Origin of the sequence: Marinifaba aquimaris (assembly GCF_013328345.1) — a bacterium.
GTDB classification, from domain to species: Bacteria; Pseudomonadota; Gammaproteobacteria; order Enterobacterales; family Alteromonadaceae; genus Marinifaba; species Marinifaba aquimaris.
Genome location: NZ_JABULX010000006.1, coordinates 69,106 through 89,183 on the forward strand (window position 1 = coordinate 69,106; position 20,078 = coordinate 89,183).

At 40.6% G+C, this 20,078-nt stretch carries 20 protein-coding genes; 9 read left to right on the forward strand and 11 right to left on the reverse strand.

What is annotated here, in order from left to right; translation table 11 throughout:
• Nucleotides 1-18: 18 nt before the first annotated feature.
• The 5 genes from lepA to rpoE form a co-directional block, all read right to left on the reverse strand.
• The gene (gene lepA / locus HR060_RS06040) at nucleotides 19-1,824 is read right to left on the reverse strand and encodes a translation elongation factor 4 (protein ID WP_174199388.1); all 1,806 of its coding nucleotides are present in this window, start codon (nucleotides 1,822-1,824) and stop codon (nucleotides 19-21) included.
• A 102-nt stretch (nucleotides 1,825-1,926) separates the two neighbouring features.
• Entirely contained in the window at nucleotides 1,927-2,388 is a 462-nt protein-coding gene (locus HR060_RS06045; RefSeq protein WP_174199389.1) for a SoxR reducing system RseC family protein, read from the reverse strand.
• Between the two features lie 9 nt (nucleotides 2,389-2,397).
• Nucleotides 2,398-3,351: a MucB/RseB C-terminal domain-containing protein gene (locus HR060_RS06050; RefSeq protein ID WP_174199390.1), complete on the reverse strand. Its 954-nt coding sequence runs from the start codon at nucleotides 3,349-3,351 to the stop codon at nucleotides 2,398-2,400.
• Between the two features lie 49 nt (nucleotides 3,352-3,400).
• The gene (locus HR060_RS06055; protein WP_174199391.1) at nucleotides 3,401-4,027 is read right to left on the reverse strand and encodes a sigma-E factor negative regulatory protein; all 627 of its coding nucleotides are present in this window, start codon (nucleotides 4,025-4,027) and stop codon (nucleotides 3,401-3,403) included.
• 55 nt (nucleotides 4,028-4,082) lie between these two features.
• Complete coding sequence (rpoE, locus tag HR060_RS06060; RefSeq protein WP_174199477.1) at nucleotides 4,083-4,664, reverse strand: RNA polymerase sigma factor RpoE; 582 nt, start codon at nucleotides 4,662-4,664, stop codon at nucleotides 4,083-4,085.
• Nucleotides 4,665-4,861: 197 nt separating this feature from the next.
• Here rpoE and nadB point away from each other — a divergent pair, with 197 nt between their 5' ends.
• Nucleotides 4,862-6,472, forward strand: a complete 1,611-nt coding sequence (gene nadB, locus HR060_RS06065; protein ID WP_174199392.1) for an L-aspartate oxidase — start codon at nucleotides 4,862-4,864, stop codon at nucleotides 6,470-6,472.
• A gap of 34 nt (nucleotides 6,473-6,506) precedes the next feature.
• On the opposite strand, the gene HR060_RS19855 is transcribed toward nadB, so the two are convergent.
• Nucleotides 6,507-6,947: a protein YgfX gene (locus tag HR060_RS19855; protein WP_425487453.1), complete on the reverse strand. Its 441-nt coding sequence runs from the start codon at nucleotides 6,945-6,947 to the stop codon at nucleotides 6,507-6,509.
• Entirely contained in the window at nucleotides 6,916-7,200 is a 285-nt protein-coding gene (locus HR060_RS06070; RefSeq protein ID WP_174199393.1) for an FAD assembly factor SdhE, read from the reverse strand. Before HR060_RS06070 ends, HR060_RS19855 begins: the two co-directional genes overlap by 32 nt.
• A 144-nt stretch (nucleotides 7,201-7,344) precedes the next feature.
• On the opposite strand from HR060_RS06070, the gene ygfZ reads away from it, so the two are divergent.
• The 8 genes from ygfZ to HR060_RS06110 all read left to right on the forward strand — a co-directional run bounded on the left by ygfZ (nucleotide 7,345) and on the right by HR060_RS06110 (nucleotide 14,726).
• Nucleotides 7,345-8,244: a CAF17-like 4Fe-4S cluster assembly/insertion protein YgfZ gene (ygfZ, locus tag HR060_RS06075; protein WP_174199394.1), complete on the forward strand. Its 900-nt coding sequence runs from the start codon at nucleotides 7,345-7,347 to the stop codon at nucleotides 8,242-8,244.
• A complete protein-coding gene (slyD, locus tag HR060_RS06080) occupies nucleotides 8,244-8,786 on the forward strand; it encodes a peptidylprolyl isomerase (protein ID WP_174199395.1) in 543 nt (180 codons plus the stop codon). The genes ygfZ and slyD overlap by 1 nt, the downstream gene beginning before the upstream one ends.
• Before the next feature lie 61 nt (nucleotides 8,787-8,847).
• Complete coding sequence (locus HR060_RS06085) at nucleotides 8,848-9,444, forward strand: XTP/dITP diphosphatase (protein ID WP_174199396.1); 597 nt, start codon at nucleotides 8,848-8,850, stop codon at nucleotides 9,442-9,444.
• Nucleotides 9,445-10,611, forward strand: coding sequence for a radical SAM family heme chaperone HemW (gene hemW / locus HR060_RS06090; protein WP_174199397.1), 1,167 nt, complete (start codon nucleotides 9,445-9,447; stop codon nucleotides 10,609-10,611). It begins immediately after the preceding gene.
• A 108-nt stretch (nucleotides 10,612-10,719) separates the two neighbouring features.
• Complete coding sequence (locus HR060_RS06095) at nucleotides 10,720-12,630, forward strand: DUF885 domain-containing protein (RefSeq protein WP_174199398.1); 1,911 nt, start codon at nucleotides 10,720-10,722, stop codon at nucleotides 12,628-12,630.
• A gap of 68 nt (nucleotides 12,631-12,698) precedes the next feature.
• Nucleotides 12,699-13,256, forward strand: coding sequence for a nuclear transport factor 2 family protein (locus tag HR060_RS06100; protein ID WP_174199399.1), 558 nt, complete (start codon nucleotides 12,699-12,701; stop codon nucleotides 13,254-13,256).
• 231 nt (nucleotides 13,257-13,487) lie between these two features.
• Nucleotides 13,488-14,408, forward strand: coding sequence for a manganese-dependent inorganic pyrophosphatase (locus tag HR060_RS06105; protein WP_174199400.1), 921 nt, complete (start codon nucleotides 13,488-13,490; stop codon nucleotides 14,406-14,408).
• Between the two features lie 135 nt (nucleotides 14,409-14,543).
• Nucleotides 14,544-14,726, forward strand: a complete 183-nt coding sequence (locus HR060_RS06110) for a hypothetical protein (protein WP_174199401.1) — start codon at nucleotides 14,544-14,546, stop codon at nucleotides 14,724-14,726.
• Nucleotides 14,727-14,980: 254 nt separating this feature from the next.
• Here HR060_RS06110 and HR060_RS19615 read toward each other — a convergent pair whose 3' ends face one another.
• The 4 genes from HR060_RS19615 to HR060_RS06130 form a co-directional block, all read right to left on the reverse strand.
• Nucleotides 14,981-17,164, reverse strand: coding sequence for a PKD domain-containing protein (locus HR060_RS19615; RefSeq protein ID WP_174199402.1), 2,184 nt, complete (start codon nucleotides 17,162-17,164; stop codon nucleotides 14,981-14,983).
• A gap of 423 nt (nucleotides 17,165-17,587) precedes the next feature.
• Nucleotides 17,588-18,439, reverse strand: a complete 852-nt coding sequence (locus tag HR060_RS06120; RefSeq protein WP_174199403.1) for a thymidylate synthase — start codon at nucleotides 18,437-18,439, stop codon at nucleotides 17,588-17,590.
• Nucleotides 18,436-19,254: a prolipoprotein diacylglyceryl transferase gene (gene lgt, locus HR060_RS06125; protein ID WP_174199404.1), complete on the reverse strand. Its 819-nt coding sequence runs from the start codon at nucleotides 19,252-19,254 to the stop codon at nucleotides 18,436-18,438. Before lgt ends, HR060_RS06120 begins: the two co-directional genes overlap by 4 nt.
• A 14-nt stretch (nucleotides 19,255-19,268) precedes the next feature.
• On the reverse strand, nucleotides 19,269-20,078 hold the full coding sequence (locus tag HR060_RS06130) for a sulfite exporter TauE/SafE family protein (protein WP_174199405.1): 810 nt from the start codon (nucleotides 20,076-20,078) through the stop codon (nucleotides 19,269-19,271).

Here is a 20,078-nt window from a genome sequence, read left to right on the forward strand (position 1 = left end):
ATTACATCATCCTTTAAATTATTTACTGCCGCTACCGACTTTCAGTACAGCTAAGAACGCATCTTGAGGTACTTCAACATTACCTAGCTGCTTCATACGTTTCTTACCTTCTTTCTGCTTCTGTAGTAGCTTCTTCTTACGACTGATATCACCACCGTAACATTTAGCGATTACGTTTTTACGTAACTGCTTAACTGTTGAACGTGCAATAACGTGCGTTCCAATTGCCGCTTGAATTGCAATGTCGAACATCTGTCTTGGAATTAACTCACGCAATGCCTCGGCTAATTGGCGACCACGTGTTTGAGAGTTTTCTTTGTGCGTAATAACAGCCAGTGCATCAACGCGATCACCGTTAATTAAGATATCTACGCGAACCATGTCCGCTGCTTCAAATTTCTTGAAGTTGTAATCAAGTGAAGCATAACCACGACTGGTCGATTTAAGTCGGTCAAAGAAATCAAGTACCACTTCAGCCATAGGCAGCTCATATGTAACCGCGACTTGATTACCGTGGTAGCTCATCTTGGTTTGTACACCGCGTTTTTCGATGCAAAGCGTAATAACATTACCTAAGTGCTCCTGTGGCACTAAGATGTTGGCTTCAACTATGGGTTCGTAAATAGTTTCAATATCATTTACTGGTGGAAGATCAGAAGGGTTATCGACCATCAGTTCTTCGCCTTTAGTCGTCACCACTTTATAGATTACCGTTGGTGCCGTAGTGATAAGGTCCAAATCGTATTCGCGTTCAAGGCGCTCTTGGATGATTTCCATGTGAAGCATGCCTAAGAAGCCACAGCGGAAACCAAAACCGAGTGCCGTAGATGACTCTGGCTCATAAAATAACGACGCATCGTTTAAGCTTAATTTACCCAGCGCATCACGGAAATTTTCATAATCATCACTCGATACAGGGAAAATACCTGCATATACTTGCGGCTTAACTTTCTGGAAACCCGGTAATTGAGCTTCTGCAGAATTTTGTGCAAGTGTGATAGTATCACCTACAGGTGCACCAAGAATATCTTTGATACCCGCAATAACGAAACCTACTTCACCGGCTCTAAGTACACCAGTATCTGTTTGCTTTGGAGAGAAGATACCCACTTTATCAACTATGTGAATTTGTCCAGTCGACATGACTTTCATCTTGTCGCCTTTTTTGATCTCACCGTGTTTAACGCGAACCAGTGATACAACCCCTTGGTAGTTATCAAACCAAGAGTCGATAATAAGCGCTTGTAATGGCGCATCGATCTCACCTTCAGGTGATGGGATTTTCTTTACGATGGCTTCTAGGACATTTTCAATACCGATACCGGTTTTAGCCGAACACTGAACAGCATCTGTAGCATCAATACCAACGATGTCTTCAATTTCTTCTGCAACGCGATCGGGGTCGGCCTGCGGTAAATCAATTTTGTTTAGGATAGGTTCAACTTCTAAATCCATTTCAATGGCTGTGTAACAGTTAGCCAATGTTTGTGCTTCAACACCTTGCCCCGCATCCACGACTAATAACGCACCTTCACAGGCGGCAAGCGAACGCGACACTTCGTAACTGAAGTCAACGTGGCCAGGAGTATCGATGAAGTTTAATTGATACGTTTCACCATCTTGAGCAGTGTAATTAAGCGTAACTGATTGCGCTTTGATTGTAATACCACGCTCACGCTCTAGCTCCATGTTATCAAGTACTTGAGCTTCCATTTCACGGTCTGAAAGACCGCCACAGAATTGAATTAAACGGTCTGAAAGCGTCGATTTACCATGGTCAATGTGAGCAATGATAGAAAAGTTACGAATGTGTTCGTGTTTCATAAATGGATAAATACCAAAAAGTCTGAAATTGAAGTCAATTTTAAATGGCGGCGATTTTACTAGATATCGGCCTTATAAGCTATAAAAAGCGACGATTGGGGACTATTCTTCAACACAACTGAATATTTTCACTTCAGCTTGTTCAATTACTTGAGGTAATGCCGCAACTTTATCTGCTTGGTATTTTGCAAATTTGAACCCTAGGACACCACCTAAGAAAACGCCAATTAAGGTATAAAAGTCATCATTGGGTTGAGCAGTGAAGAAATGATCGAGCAATACCGCACTGATTATAATGCTCAACAAGGGGATGCCGTATAAAATAAAAGCGGCCTGGATAATATTTTGTTCTGCCACTTGTAAAGTAACAATTTCATCAGGTTTAACAGAGTGACGACAAATTGCCTTTACTCGGTTGGTTTTACCACTAAAAGCTCGAGCGATAACCCCAGTTCCACACGATGAATTGTGTTGGCATGACTGGCAACTGGTTTTAATACGCGTTTCTACCCAAACGGTATTTTCATCAATTCGCGATAAATAGCGCGCTTTTTCAAACAGCATAGCAATAACCTAGCGGCTAAAATTAGTCTTAATAGTAACAGATTGCGCTAAACGTTTCGCGGTTGCAGGTGGGATTTCGCCGATGACAGTCACTTCGAAAGGCCCTACTTTCTGAGTAAGGTAGGTATCCGCCCCGGAGTGAAGATAAGTGTTAGGGTCAAGTAATTGCTCTGAATCACCAATTTTTCGAATATAGACTGAAAACCACACCAAGCCATCACTGAGCATCAAGTAATCTACTTCTTGTTGTGAGGCATAAAGTCGGTGTCGGTTAATACGTGTTGGGCTAAAACCATTGGGCACCCAGTTAACTTGCCAGTCAAATTCAGCAATATCGGTCGAAGCGCCCACTTTGCTGGCTATGGGTAATTGAGCTTGTTTTAAATCTAACAGCGCAACAGGAACGTCCTCTAAAAGGTGGAAGCTAGCTACTTGGATTTGTTCCAATACATCCCCTTTTTTATTGACAATGGCCGTTTTTAATGGCAATGCCGTATCGACGTGTAACCAAAGCCAAAAAGCATAACGAGAGCTATCTTTTGGAATTACGCGAATTAACTGAGTTTTATAACCTGCTACCCGACTTTTACCGACAAGTGTGAAAGTGTAGCTTTGCTCTATTTTTTTTAAATCTGCACGGATGATATCAGGCATGGGACTATCAGTCATTGAGTCTTTAACTGAGTAGACACTGCGCTGTTTATCTATGTAAGTAACAACATCACCCTTGCGCACAATTTGCTGAATGGGGCCATTTAGAGAGGTTAAAATTTCTAACTCTTGGCCTTCGTGTTTTCCGTGAAGCCAGTGCCAAGGGTTAGCTTTATTTTCAGAAATAACAACAAAAGAGAGATCGTAATTTTTTGAGGTAATGGAGTGGCGCATTTGTTCTAGCCACTGTTTTGCAGTCAAAGCGTCTGCATACCCGGGTAGGCAAATAAAAAAGCTGGCAATAAACAACAAAAACCTCAACCTTAATGGGTTGAGGTATGAGGTAAGAGTCAAAATAGAGTTATTCTTCTATATCAGTCGAGTTGCTTTCTTCTACAGGTTCTGCATCTGTAGTATCAAAAGATGCGAACTGACGATTTTTTAACTGTTGCTCGTGATCCAAAATATAGGAGTTAACACGACGTTGTTGTTCTTGAATTGATTGACGATTCATTACTGGCGTTGATTGTTCGATGCTAACGGGGTCTAACTGACCAGCGATTGGTACAGGGGTAAGTTGAGATTGTGGTACTAACGTATCCGTTTGCTCAGTTTGGAAACCCACCACTAAAGCCGCGGCAAATGAAGCAGCTAAGCCGTATTGCATTAATGGTTTGAACAGTGAAACAACATTATTTGAACGTTCTTTCGTTTCTTCTTGCGCTTCTTGCTTTTCAGAAACAGCAGCTGAGAATTCTCGGTTAGGTGCTAATACAACAGGTTCCTTTTCGATTGCATCAGCAATGGAATCTGCGATGTCTAAGTGAATTTGCTCTGGCACATCATTGCGCATCACATCACCGATGAGATTATAACGTCCAAACGTATCACTTAACGCCTTGTCTTGCTTTATCTTGTCAATGACATCACCTGATACTTTGTCGTTATCAACCAAAGCTGACAGCTGTTGTTTAACTTTTTGACTCATACCTACAACTCTTTTGTTAGCGTTTACTGTAAATTTATAATGTATAAAACCTGAATTAAGCTTTGCTTAATAATGGTTTTAAGTTTTTATCAATTATTTCGCGAGCGCGGAAGATACGCGATCTCACCGTGCCGACAGGACATTCCATAATGTCTGCAATTTCTTCATAAGCTAAGCCATCAATTTCACGTAAAGTGATAGCCGTTTTTAAATCATCTGGCAAGTTTTCGATAGTGTCGAAAACTACTTTTTTAATCTCTGAACTCAATAACAAGTTCTCTGGTGTTTCTGCTACACGTAAAGCACTTGCGCTATCGATAAATTCAGCTTCATCTACATCGATATCACTGGCCGCTACTCGCTTTTGCTGAGCGGTAATATAATTTTTCGCACTGTTGACAGCGATGCGGTAAAGCCAAGTATAAAAAGCGCTGTCACCTCGGAAACTAGCGATCGCACGGTAAGCTTTGATAAAAGCTTCTTGTGCAACATCAGCTACATCTCCAGGCTGCTTTACGTAACGAGAAATCAAGTTGATAACTTTGTGCTGATACTTTTGTACCAACAAGTTAAAAGCTTGTTTGTCGCCACGTTGAACACGTTCGACTAATTGTTGATCTGTCAATCCGACACTCATCTCGAGTCGGTACTCCCCATCTTGTCTTTTATAGTTTTTTGAACGCAAGTTTGTCTTAATTCGTATTGGTAGACTCCGGCATTTCAAAAAAGTTCTAAAAATTTAAAGAAAATGTCAAAATACAGGTAAATTTATTATTTTTGATTATCTTTTAATCAAAAGTTACCTATAACGCTTATTCTAGTTGAAGATGCTATATGACACAGCAAAAAGTTGAACATAATTGTGATGTTTTAGTAATTGGTGCCGGTGCTGCAGGATTGACCCTAGCACTAAGGCTTGCAGCCGATGCAAACGTCATTGTTTTAAGCAAAGCCAAATTAAATGAAGGTTCAACTTATTACGCCCAAGGCGGAATTGCCGCTGTATTTGATGAAAGTGACAGTATTGACTCACATGTCGATGACACTTTAATTGCAGGTGATGGACTTTGCGAAGAAAAAACGGTTCGTTTCACGGCAGAAAATGCGCGAAAAAGTTTAGAAAACCTCATCAATTATGGTGTGCCTTTTGATAAAGAAACCGATCAAGATGGTGAAGAGAAATTTCATTTAACACGCGAAGGTGGTCACAGCCATCGCCGAATTTTGCATGCTGCCGATGCAACAGGTAAAGCGGTGCAAAAAACGTTAAATAAAGCCGTAGAAGAGCACGATAACATCCACCTGTTTGAACGCTACAATGCTGTTGATTTAATCACGGACAAACATTTAAAACGCGAAGGCAAACACTGCTATGGTGCCTATGTGTGGAATCGCAATAGCGAATCAGTTGAAGTGATTAAAGCCAAAACAGTGGTGCTAGCAACAGGTGGAGCCAGTAAGGTTTATCAGTATACCTCCAACCCAGATATCGCTAGTGGTGACGGTATTGCAATGGCTTGGCGCGCAGGCTGTAAAGTGGCCAATATGGAATTTAACCAATTTCATCCGACCAGCTTGTATCACCCGGATGCACAAAACTTCTTATTGACCGAAGCACTCAGAGGTGAAGGTGCGGTATTACTTCGCCCTGATGGCACGCGTTTTATGCCTGACTTTGATGAAAGAGCCGAATTAGCACCAAGAGATGTTGTCGCTCGTGCAATAGATTATGAAATGAAGCGCTTAGGTGCCGACTGCATGTATCTTGATATTAGTCATAAAGACAAAGACTTTATCAAAAAACATTTTCCTACTATTTATCGTCAGTGCCGAAAATTAGGTATCAAGATCCACAAAGAGCCTATGCCAGTTGTTCCTGCCGCACACTATACATGCGGTGGTGTCGTAACTGATTTAAACGGTAAAACCGATTTGGACAATTTATACGCTATCGGCGAAGTGGCTTACACAGGTCTGCACGGTGCTAATCGCATGGCCAGTAACTCGCTGTTAGAGTGCTTAGTGTTTGCCGAATCCGCGGCTACACACATCAACACTAGTCATCAACAGGCGCGTGAAGATGTAGACATTCCAGCATGGGATGAAAGCTTAGTGACAAACTCTGACGAAGAAGTAATCATCCAACACAACTGGCACGAGCTAAGATTATTTATGTGGGATTATGTTGGTATCGTGCGATCAACTAAGCGCTTAGAACGCGCATTAAGAAGGATCGAACTACTTAATCAAGAAGTACATGACTACTACTCTAACTTCAAAGTAAGTAATAACTTACTTGAATTGAGAAACCTACTACAAGTTTCTGAGCTTATAGTAAAATGTGCTATGGAAAGAAAAGAAAGCCGTGGTCTTCATTACACGCTTGATTACCCTAACCAGCAGGAAAACAGCCAACCTACAGTTTTAACGCCAGGTAATGAGTAACTAACAGCAAGTTACTATTTTGAGTTGGAACATCTCAGCCGGCACTTAATTTCTTCAAGAGCCGGCTGAGTCTTATGTGACTTTCTGGACTGATTTCAGTTGGCGAAATCAGTAAGTACTCTCTTCGAGTGCTGAGCACTTTGGTAAATATCAAGCAATACCATCGCCCGACTTTTATCGATTGCGGTGATAAAGTATAGCTATTACCTGACATTAACAAACAGCCGTTCTCTTGCAGCATTATTTGCTGTTTTTTACGCAAAGAAATGAGTTTTTGGCTATGCAATGTTAACAGCGTGATAGCAACTATGCAGCCAAGGGTGTACATCGTCGAAAAAGATTGAAGAGCAGAAAAAGAAAGGCCTGAAAAACTCAAGCAATAATATAAAAGTAATAAGTAAGCAGCGGTATTGAGCAATGACCACTGCCAACTTGGGGTAAAATTAATCGCGTAAGACGACGCCGTTTTGTTCATGGATGTGTCGAATTAAATTGACGAAGTCAGGATCATCCGGAACTTCGTGCCCCATAAACCAAGCAAATAACTCTGGGTCATCGCGGGTCAGTAACAGCTTAAATGTCATTTGCTGCTCTACTGAACTGTCTAAGTAATGGTTATCGATGTATGGACGTAAAATAACATCGAGCTCCAACATGCCTCTTCGGGCTGCCCAACGTAATCGCGGTAACACTTCTGCTGTATCTTTGATAATTTCGTTTGTAGACATATTTCTCTAACACGGGTTTGAACTACTTAACTGTAGCTAGTTTAACTTAAACTCAAGTTGTCGTCTGATTTATTTATACTCGAGCTTGATGTTCAATAATTTGTCCCAATATATAGCAACATGAATTTATAACGTTATACGCTCATGTCTGAAACGCACCCATTGATTATTAAACTCGACAATTTCGGTTCAATTGGCTTAGTTGGTGAAGATAGCCAAACTTACTTAAACAGCCAAGTTACCTGCGCAGTGAAAGAACTTGCTGAAGATCAAGCTAGCTTTTCTGCTCATACGGATGCCAAAGGTAAAAGTTGGTCACACTTTTATTTAGTGCCTATTGGTGATGCACTGCAATTGTTTCAACGTAAAAATACCATTGAACGATCAGCAGGCGAATTGAATAAATATGGCGTTTTTTCTAAAACAGACATAACAGATGACAGTGACATACTCGCTTGGTATGCCATTATCAATGCACCTAAAGCACCACTCCATCAAGTTTTCAATGAAGACGGTGTTTATAGAGTACAACTTGCCGAACACATCGACCTTATTGCGCTGACACCAGACAGTAAGTTACCCGCTTCTTTGTCAGAACTCACTCAAGGTGAAGAAGTCGATTTTGAACATGCGCTTATTCAAGCAGGTATTGGCTTTTTACACCAACAACATCAAGTTGAATATGTACCACAAATGCTAAACCTGCATGCCTTAGACGGTATAAGCTTTAAGAAAGGTTGTTATATGGGACAAGAAACAATTGCCCGTATGCGCTACCTTGGTAAAAATAAACGCGCTCTAATGCCTTTTAGTGGCACAGCTACGAGCTTAAAGCTTGATGATACGTTAGAATTAAAGAATGGCGATGCATGGCGACGTGCAGGTACGGTTGTGTGTTTAGCTCAGAAAGGCGAACAATTTTTTGGTTTAGCCGTTGTTGCAGCAGACATCGCAATTGACAGCCAATTACGAGTAAAGGATGACGATAACAGTCAGTTATCTTTATCGCCTTTACCTTACTCTCTTGAATACAAGGAATCTTAATGAAAATTGCAAATAACACTGTTGTCAGTATGCACTACCTAGTAAAAGACAGCGAAGGTGTCGACATTGATTCATCATTCGATGGTGCGCCGCTAGAATTTATTCAAGGTACTCGCTTTTTAATTTCAGGCTTAGAAGATAAATTAGTTGGCCATGAAGCGGGTGACAAGTTCAGTGTTGCAGTGAGTGCCGAAGATGGCTATGGTTTGCGTCACGATACCCTAGTACAAGAAGTACCAAAAACGTTATTCGAAGGAATTGAAGAAGTATACGTTGGTATGCAGCTAAGAGCCGGTACTGATGAAGGTGAACAAACGGTTATTGTTGTTGATGTAACAGATGAAACGGTGACAGTTGATGGAAACCATCCATTAGCTGGTGTTAACCTTGAATTTGACGTTGAAATTGTAGCAGTTCGCCAAGCCACGGAAGAAGAAATTGCCCATGGCCACGTTCATGGTGAAGGCGGTTGTGGTAGCCAAGCTGAAGCAGCAGAAGATGATTGTTGCGGCGACTCAAATTGCTCTTCTACAAAACACTAAACAATTACAAAATTTAAGCTAAAAAGGGAGCTAAGCTCCCTTTTTTTATAAGAGAATCGAAATGACTATTGCACAAAAAATTGTTCTAGCAACAGGCAATAAGGGTAAAGTTAAGGAGCTATCGAAGATCCTTGCACCTTTGAATTTTGAAGTATTACCACAAAGCGAATTTAACGTAGTTGAAGCCGAAGAAACCGGTACAACGTTTGTCGAAAATGCCATTATCAAAGCAAGAAATGCAGCAAAAGCAACAGGGCTACCTGCCATTGCAGATGATTCTGGTATTGAGGTTGATTACCTAAAGGGTGCTCCAGGTATTTATTCAGCCCGTTATGCCGGAGAAGGTGCATCTGATAGCGCCAATCTAGAAAAACTACTAACAGAATTAAAAGGCGTGCCTGCTCAAGATAGAACCGCTCGCTTTCAGTGCGTCATTGTTTACATGCAGCACGCAGATGACCCAACACCTATTATTTGCCAAGGCAGTTGGGAAGGCACGATCACCGAAGACATTTCGGGTGAAAATGGCTTTGGCTATGACCCAATATTCTTCCAACCTGAATTAAACTGTACAGCAGCTGATTTAGCTTATGAGCAAAAAAATGCGATGAGTCACCGCGGAAAAGCACTTGCTCAATTAATGGAACAGTTGAAATAAATGAAGCTATCCCTGCCCCCGTTAAGTTTATATATTCACATTCCTTGGTGTGTGCAAAAGTGCCCCTATTGTGACTTCAATTCTCATACCCATAAATCAGAACTGCCTGAAATGGCCTATGTCGCTTGTCTTTTGGATGACTTAAAGCGCGATACGCAATACCTTCAAGGAAGAGAAATTGAGAGTATATTCTTCGGTGGTGGGACCCCAAGTATCCTGTCCGTTGAAGCAATAAGCAAGCTCATGATAGGCGTGAGAAATACGGTTAAGCTAGCTGAAAATTGTGAGATCACATTAGAAGCCAACCCAGGGACAGTCGAAGCAGCTAAGTTTGCAGGATTTAAACAAGCGGGAATCAACCGCATCTCAATTGGCGTTCAATCGTTACAATCGAGTAAACTTGAAAAGCTAGGTCGCATCCACAACCCTGATGAAGCCTTAAATGCAGCGGATTTAGCAACTAACCTTGACCTGAATAGCTTTAATTTAGATTTAATGCACGGTTTACCCGATCAAAGCTTAGAAGATGCCTTGGCCGATTTAACGACTGCAATTGACAAAAAGCCGCCACACATTAGTTGGTACCAATTGACCATTGAGCCCAATACTTTATTTGGCTCTAAACCTCCTGTTTTACCAGAAGACGAGACGCTGTGGGCAATTCAAGAGCAAGGGCAAGCGTTATTGGCAAAACATGGTTACGAGCAATATGAAATTTCAGCTTATCGCCAAGTTAACCAAGATGCCTCTAAAACATTTGACCATCGCTGTCGCCACAACCTTAATTACTGGCGTTATGGTGACTACATAGGTATTGGCTGTGGTGCACACGGTAAAATAACACTAGCCGAAAGTGGTGAAATTTTAAGAACAGAGAAAGTTAAACACCCAACGGGATACCTGGATTTAACTAAAGATTATTTGTTCAAACAGCATTTAGTTCCGATAGAAGAAAGGTCCTTTGATTACTTTATTAACCGATGTCGTTTATTTGAACCTATCCCAAAAGCCGAGTTCATTAGCAGAACGGGTTTAACCGAACAAGATATTGAACCATTTATCAATCAGGCCGTATCAAAAGGATTGATGGAAAATACGGAAAAAAACTGGCAAGTCACATCGCAAGGCTATAGGTATTTAAATGAGCTGTTGTCAATGCTACTCTAAGCGAGTTGCTATAGCCTAGCGCTAATACATAAATAATAAATAAGCGTGTTATAAAAATAAGAATTACCACTTACACGCATCCTTTTAGAACAAATATTAGGAAGCACTATGAAATTAAAACTATCAGCGATTGCCGCTTCGATTTTATTCATCACAGCTTGTGGTGAAGCACCTAAATCAGCTTCAACTGCTGCACCTGCTGCACCTGCTGCGAAAACACCATTGGCGACACCAGAGCAAATTGCTGAAGAATCAGCTAAAGCTAGCCAACTTTTCGATACCATTTTTGAAGAGCAATTAGCTAGAAGCCCAATGGGCCTTGCTTACATGGGCCGTAAAACAGACAACGACAAGTGGGATAACTTAACAGAAAGCTATGAGTTAGAAACTCAAACGCTATACAAGAAACATTTAATGCTATTAAAGCAGTTAGATTTATCTAAGTTAGACGAAAACACACAAGTTAGTTACCGCTTATTACGTCAACAGCTTGAAGAAGAAATTGAAGATTTCAAATGGCGTTTGTACGACTACCCTGTCAATCAAATGTTTGGTTACCATTCAAGTGTTCCTTCATTACTGATCAACCAACACTCAGTTGACTCTAAACACGATGCACAGGCTTACATCACTCGTTTAAACCGCATTCCTAACTTTTTCGACCAGTTAATTCACGGTTTAGAACAACGTGCAGAAGCAGGGATCATTGCGCCTAAATTTGTCTTCCCACATGTTATACGCGACAGTCAAAACATCTTAAAAGGGTACCCGTTTGAAAAAGACGCAGAAGACAGCACTATCTATGCTGATTTCAAAGCTAAGGTGACTAAGTTATTCCCTAATGCAACCGCTGGTGGAGAAACAGGTCAAACGGCACGTTCTGCTGGCAATATTGAGCAACAACAACTCAATGCATTTTTACAAGCGGCAGAAAAAGCGCTTTTAGAGTCGGTTAAACCTGCTTATGAAAAACTCATCGCTCACCTTGGACAATTAGAGAAAAAAGCGGATACCCAAGATGGTGTATGGAAATTCCCAGAAGGTGAAGCGTTTTATAATGTTGAGCTTAAACGCACAACAACAACTGATCTAACGGCAGAAGAAATTCACAACATTGGTTTAGCTGAAGTTGAACGTATTCACAACGAAATGCGCGCCATTAAAGAAAAAGTCGGCTTTGAAGGTGACTTGAAAGCCTTTATGACGTTCATGCGTGAAGATGACCAATTTTACTACCCAGATACAGAAGAAGGTCGAGCTAAGTATTTAGCAGAGGCAACAGCGTTAATCGATAACATGAAAACGCGCCTAGACGAGTTATTCATTACTAAACCAAAAGCTGAGTTACACGTTAAAGCAGTTGAGGCTTTTCGTGAGCAATCGGCTGGTAAAGCTTTCTATCAGCAGCCCGCTGAAGATGGTTCTCGCCCAGGTCTTTACTATGCCAACCTTTATCGCATGAAAGATATGCCAACTTACCAAATGGAAGCCCTAGCCTATCACGAAGGCCTTCCTGGTCATCACATGCAAATCGCAATCTCTCAAGAGCTAGAAAATATGCCTAAGTTCCGTCGTTTCGGTGGTTACACTGCCTATATTGAAGGTTGGGGCTTATATTCTGAGCTAGTACCAAAAGAAATTGGTTTATACGAAGACCCTTATTCAGACTTTGGCCGTTTAGCTATGGAACTATGGCGCGCTTGTCGATTAGTTGTCGATACAGGTATTCACGCAATGAAGTGGACGCGTGATGAAGGTATTGAATACTACGCGCAAAATACACCTAACCCAAGAACGGATGCCGTTAAAATGGTTGAGCGTCATGTAGTGATGCCATCACAAGCAACAGCTTACAAAGTGGGTATGATCAAGATCTTAGAATTAAGAGAAAGCGCTAAAGCTAAACTTGGTGATAAGTTTGATATCCGTCAGTTCCATGATGTAGTTCTGAAAAACGGTGCAGTACCACTTAATGTATTGGAAAAGAATGTTGATGCTTGGGTAGCAAGTAAAGCCTAACTTGCTCACAGCATTTAAATCACTAAAATAAAGCCACATTTTGTGGCTTTATTTTTTCCTACTTTACTATGTCTAAAAAGCGTTTCATTCCACTTTTCTTATTTATTTTTCCCTTTTTGAGTGCTTGCCAGCTGACATCAGAGCCGACATCGCAAACCAAACAAAACCAATTTAATCAAAAGCAAATTAAGCAAGTTGTTCAGGAGTACGTATTAGCTTACTCACTCAGAGACGACTTCAATCATTTTATGCGCTTTTATGCACAAGACGCAGTTGTTGAAGATATTATTAATGGCGATAAAAAAGTAGGCAAAAAAGCGATAAGTGCTTTTTTTAATTGGCCAGATAAAAAGTTCTCACTTGATAAATCTCAAGTCACCCTAGTGGTTGAAAACATCGCAGTGGACGGCCCAAATGCAGTATTAAAAGGCTATTTCATGCCTTTTCGCTATGATGGTTTAAAACTTGGTCCGTGGCACTTTACAACTTGGTTAACCTTTGATGAAAACCTATTAATTGTTAAACAAGTTGATTTTATTAACTATGCCCCTAAAGCGCTTTTCCAAAATAATAAAGACGCCAACAAATGGATTAAACCACCTCAACATCTCATCAAAAACTATTAACAGATAGATTAGTAGATAGCACAGTTCATCAGCAGTAATGCCATTTAGTGACAATAAATAATACGAGGAGACTGAGCTTAGGGCTTCGAAAAAGAAACTAGCAGACCTAGATTTTTAATTAAATGCAGTTATGACAACTAAGTGAATTCTCTAATTTTGGTTATATTTGCTACTTTTCCAACCGCCTGACTCTTTGCTAGAATAGCGCTTAAAATTACGGAGATTAATGATATGCCAGCATATGTAGTGGGACATAAAGTTCCAGATTCAGATTCGATTTGTTCAGCCATCGCGCTTTCATACTTAAAAACAACGATTGGTGAACCAACCGTTCCAGCTCGATTAGGTGAATTATCACCTGAAACTTTATTTATCTTGGATAAGTTTGGTTTTGAGCAACCAGAATTAAAATTAAGCTATGCGGGTGAAGAAGTTTATATCGTGGACCACTCAGATAAAATTCAAGGTCCAGATGATTTAGACGAAGCAACGGTATTGGGTATTATCGATCACCACAAATTAGGTGATATCACTACATCAACTCCGCTTGAGTGCTGGATCCGTCCTGTTGGTTGTACAAACACTATCATCAAAATGATGTATGATTTCCACGGTGTTGAAATTCCAAAAGACATCGCTGGTGCAATGATGTGTGCAATTTTATCAGACACAGTTATCTTCAAGTCGCCAACAACAACAACAGCCGATATTAAATGTGTTGAAGCATTAGCAGAAATTGCCGGTATTGAAGATGCGCAAGCACTTGGCATGGAAATGTTTAAAGTAAAATCAGCGGTAGAAGGTACACCAGCTCGTGATTTAGTACTTCGTGACTTTAAAGACTTCAACATGAATGGCAATACTGTTGGTATCGGCCAATTAGAAGTGATTGATTTATCAATGCTTGATGCAATGAAAGCTGACTTAGAAGCGGATATTGCAAAACTTAAAGCTGAAGGTGAACGCCACACTGTTATTTTATTATTAACAGATATCATGAAAGAAGGTTCTGAGCTACTGGTAGCCAGTGATGACGCTTCAATTGTTGAGAAAGCTTATGAAACTAGCCTAACTGACAATAAAGTATGGTTAGATGGTGTATTAAGTCGTAAGAAGCAAGTTGTACCACCACTGCAAGATGCTTTTGCTTAATCCACAGCGCAAAATTTAAAACTAAAAGCCCAGCTAATGCTGGGCTTTTTTGTGCCTGAAAACTAGAATGTATTAAATTTGACAGGCAACAAATAGAGATATACTTTGTATATACAAAGTATATCTAATTTACATATGACTGATAAAAAAACGAAAAAGAAAAACACGAAAAAAGATAGCCAGCTTATCATTAGGATAAATGGCCAAGAACGCGATGACTTTGTGGCGCTATGTGATGATTTAGATACCAGTGCTGCACGCGAAATACGCAGATTTATTCGTGATTTTACTAAGCAACACAGGTCAAATGATAATTAGTGATACTGACGTTATTTACGCTCAATGCGTATCAATGGTGCCTTTTGGCAAATAATCACTATAAAGGAGTCATATCATGGCTAAGAAAGTTAAAGCACTTAAAAAAGAAATCAAAGCTCGCAAAGCTAAAGTAGCAAAGCACGAGGCAAAAATTAAAAAGCTCAAAAAAGCAGTAAAAAAAGCGAAGTAAATAAGTCGTAAAAAAGCCCGGTATAAGCCGGGCTTTTTAATACCAATAACACGATTAAGTAGACTTAGTTACAGCTACCTAAATCTTTCCAAACTGCCCACTCTGTTGAGTTAGTGCTAGGGTTATCCCCTTTAGTCCACCATTTAGCTTGATACTTAGTACCATTGTAACTAACGGTATCGTCTTTAGTATAAACAGCAGAGCTACTCCACGTTTCAATACCAGAACAGCCTGTACCACCATTACCACTACTGGTAACCGTTACCGTTTTTGTGCTGGTATCTGTTGCACCATCAGCATCTGTAACAACAAGACTAACTTGGTAGCTACCCGCTTGTGCATAAGAATGAGTCGGAGATGCTTGAGTACTTTGACTACCATCACCGAAACTCCACTGATAAGCAGTAACAGCTTTATCATCCGTAGCTTGCTGAGTAAAGCTTACTGAAAGTTGATTGGCACTGAAGCTAAAGTCAGAAACAGGTGCCTGATTCGTCCCACCCAACGTGTAGTCAGCCACTAAACGAACGCCACTGTAACTGCTGTAACCTTTTAACATAACATGGTAAGTTCCGGCCCCTGTTGTCAGCGCACAAGATTCACTATTGCCATTCTTATAAGGTCGGCAATCATAGCTTGAAGTCGTTGGCTTAGCGTTGCGTTTTACATATAAATCAACATCGCCAGTACCTGATGAGGTATTAATTTGGACATTGCTCGCACCTGTTGGTGCTTCAAAAGTATAGAAAGTTTCACTGTCTTTACTGCCCGTCAAACCAGTTTTTGCCACACCTTTTTTCAATACAGAGTCGCTGGCAGAACGAACCGTTACCGATTGAGTTGTCTGACTTGATAGGCCTTTCGTATCAGTGACAGTTAAACTTACTGTGTAACTACCAGAGCTTGCATAGCTGTGACTTGGTGTCGCTGAATTTGATGATTGACCATCGCCAAATTGCCAAGAATAAGCAGCGATTGCACCGTCAGGCGATGAAGAGCCAGTAGCATCAAAGCTACAAGTGAGTGCGTTACAGTTTGCACTGATATCAGCTATTGGTTTAGTCGGTGTTGAGCCGTTGTCACCTTTAGGGATCACACCACCAAAGAAACTAGAAACTTGCGGCCAAATACGCGAAATTTGTGCACCTTTGTTGTAACAGCCACCTAAATGATGAAGCGCAATAACATTATTAGTTGATGCAGCAATAACTGGAGAACCTGATGAACCACCAATTGTGTCACAATAATAACCAATGTCCGTATTGTAACCTCCGCCATTGACCGTAGGATCGTTAACCTGACATAAGCCATTTGAATCTCTATCCGATTCAATCGATAGCTCTTTTGGATTACCTGAACCATGCTGAGGTATATAAATACGTTCGCCTTGATTAGCATTGCGCACATCTAAACCCAAATAACCAAACTGACTCACAGATGCCAAATTGTTGATGGTGAAAAGAGTATAATCCAACGTGATATCAGTTTTTAAGAAGTCTTTTGGCGTCACTTTAACAACGGTTTCTTTTTCCCAACCATTACAAGTTTTACTTTGATAGTTGAACCAGATCTCAGTTGAAGCTAACTCCGCAGCAGTTTCCACACAGTGGTTATTAGTGAACATATGATTACTATCACCTACACGCCATGCCGTACACAAACTTCTACCACCAATCAGTAAGCGAGCAACTGGACGGCTGCGATCAACCTCGGTTGGATGGCTATTAGCCCAACATTGCACATCAACGCGCTCGTTTACTCCACACGTCGATAATGGTTCGAACTGCGGCTCGCTCTCATCTCCATAGTAAAAGTAATCCACTTGCCCTGTGATAGTTTGTTCAGCATCTACTGTTAGGTACTCAACCACAGCCGTAGATCCTGTAATAGACATAGCTGAAAACGATGATGAACCGTCATCATTACTGCTAAGAGTTAACTCGTTACTACTTTGCGCTGTGTACTCATAGCGCTCAGTTCCCTCAGTATTACGTACAATAACCTTTGCACCTTCGGGAATAACTAAGTTTTTAAAATGCAGTTTAATAAAACTAGCTCCAGGTTGAGAGAAAGTGTCCGTTGATGACAACTGGCTATTAATTGACCTTTCGGATAACTGCTTTTTACCAATATCCGTTATTGATTCAGTACTGGTAAATTCAGTTAAATTAGTGTTTGCAATATCAGCTGAAAATACTGGCACGGCATAAGCCATAGCGAGCACGCCGATTAATCTAGTTAGTTTCATGTTTGCTCCAATCGATTTATTTATTTTTCTATTGTTTTTATTGTTTTATCGTCGAGTGGCAAGGTTGCCACACCAACATTGAAATGTTAGTTAAAGTTGAGCAACCAATAAAGTGGACAATAAATAAACAGACTTAGCCAGTGGTTAAAATAAAATTAACATTTACTCAGAATGGAAAAACACTGAAAAGCCAATTGAAGATTTAGAATATTGTTTCTTTAAATTCATATTTTCAGAATATTTATCTAAAAATATAAATTTATTAGATAAATTAACTGGAAAGACCAGCTCTTAAAAAAGGCAAAAAAAATAAATTTGTAAATATTACGATACAAAAGTTACAAAAATGTTTCATAATATTTGATAATTATTCAAAACAGATATAATTTAAATGGGCGAATATTTCATCACCCAATATGACAACTAAACAGAGAAGGGATATTTGATGGCTTCGTGATGTTGATAACCTTCAACTTCAAAGTCATCCATTGTTACCCATGTTTCTAAATCTTTTAACGACTTAATATCAGGGTTAATATTCAATTTAGGAGATGGAAAAGGCTCGCGTTTTAACTGCACATCAAGCATTAATTCCAGTTGGTCTTCGTAAATATGAGCATTGACTATCTTGTGATAAGCTACACCCGCTTTTTTTCCTGTGATCTGCGCCATGATGGCAAGGAAGAAAAAGACTTGAATTTGATTGAAATTCAAACCAAGTGGCACATCGCATGAGCGTTGAAAGCTATTCAAGTACAAAGTATCACCGAGTAAAGAGAAGTTATGCGTATGCATGCAAGGGCGCAAACACCCCATGTGGAACTCACCTGGGTTATAGAAAGTTAAAATTTCACCGCGATCATCAACTCCGCGAGTTAAATCATCAACAATCTTTCTCAATTGATCAACACTACCACCATCGGGTTTGGCCCAAGCACGGCCTTGAACCCCGTAAACGCGCCCCATGTCATCTTCACCTTTACGGTGTGGATTAGCGAGCCATGCCTCGTTTAAGTTAGCATTTGCATCCCAAGTTTTGGTGCCAAGCTTACGAAAGTCCTCAGCATTATCATAACCGCGAATATAACCAATTAACTCGGCAATCGCCGCTTTCCAAAAACTTTTTCTCGTAGTAATCAGTGGAAACTCATTTTTTCCCACTTGGTATTCGAGATCGGCATTGATAACAGTTAAACAACGCTTACCAGTGCGCTCGTTTTCAACCCAAGTACCTTCGTCTACGATACGTTGGCATAAATCTAAATACTGTCTCATGCTTTACTCTCACTGATTTGATTCTTCGGGCTGCGATAAGCCCAAACTAAAATGGCAATACCGACAATAATCATTGGCAGGGATAACATCTGCCCCATTGTGACATAACCGTTCATAAAATTCTGCAAGTGAGCGTCCGGTTCCCGAACGTATTCAACCATAAATCTAAAGGTACCGTATCCCAACGAGAAAATACCTGAGATAGCACCAACAGGACGAGGTGTACGTCTAAACCACATTAAAATAATGAACAGTACTAAACCTTCTAGGAAAAACTCATACAATTGAGAAGGGTGGCGAGGTAAATCGCCCGCTCCTGGGAAAACAATCCCCCATGGTACATCGGTTGTGCGTCCCCATAACTCAGCATTAATAAAGTTACCGATACGCCCTGCTCCCAAACCAATTGGCACTAGAGGAGCAATAAAGTCTGCGACTTGAAAAAAGCGAGTACTTGTCTTGTGAGCAAAGAAATAAAAAGCGGCTAAAACACCTAAAAAACCACCGTGGAAGGACATTCCACCCGTCCATATCTTAAGTAGATAAAGTGGGTCATCAATGAAGCTGTCAAACTGATAAAAGAAAACATAACCTAGGCGTCCACCGATAATGACACCTAAAAAGCCATAAAAAAGTAAATCACTGATTTGCTCTTTATTCCATGGGGTATTTTCATGTTCAACCCAACGGTTAGCAAAATACCAAGCGCCGATAAATCCAATTAAATACATAAACCCATACCAGTGAAGTGATATAGGGCCTATGCTAAAAATCACAGGGTCAATCTGTGGAAACTGCCATGCCTCGGCTGTCATATCTCGTCCTAATTCTAATAAATACTGATAAACATTTTACCGGCCGCTAGCAACAGTGCGATGCCTAAGCCAATTCTTAACACTCTAGGAGCAAAGTAACTTGCCATCTTAGCTCCAATAGGTGCGGTCAATACAGAAGTAGCTATGATACCTAAAAGCGCAGGTAGATAGACATAGCCAATCGAATATTCTGGCAAGTCCGTCGCACTGCTACCAGTAATGAGGTAGCCCATTGAGCCAAATATGGCGATAAACAAACCACAAGCCGCTGAAGTTCCAATTGATTTTTTCGGCTCTAAACCAAGCCAAATAAGCCACGGCCCAAGTAATGTGCCTCCGCCTATACCAACAATCGCTGAAATTGCACTTAAAATGAACCCCACCAAAGATAACCAGCTACGACTTTGATTGTAATCCCAGACAGGCTTGATCCAGCGATCGCCGATAAAGGTGTAAAGCGCCATGCAAACGGCAAAACAGCCAAAAATCGTCATCATCCAAAACTGCTCAAGCTGAGAGCCCATTGCAGCACCTAACATGCTACCGAGTAAAATACCCGGGAATAAACTATAAACAGCAGGCCAGACAATATTTTCGCGCCAGTGATGAGCGTGTACTGAGGATATTGCAGTAAAAATGATCGTAGCAAGCGAAGTACCAACGGCCATTGTCATTACATGTTGCTCAGCAACGCCTGCATATGGCAAAGCAAAAGCAAGTAAGGGAACAACAACTAAACCACCGCCAATGCCTAAAAAGCCAGCTAGGATACCAGCTACTACGCCTGTTAGCATGAAAGTAGCGGCGAGAGAATAAATATCCAT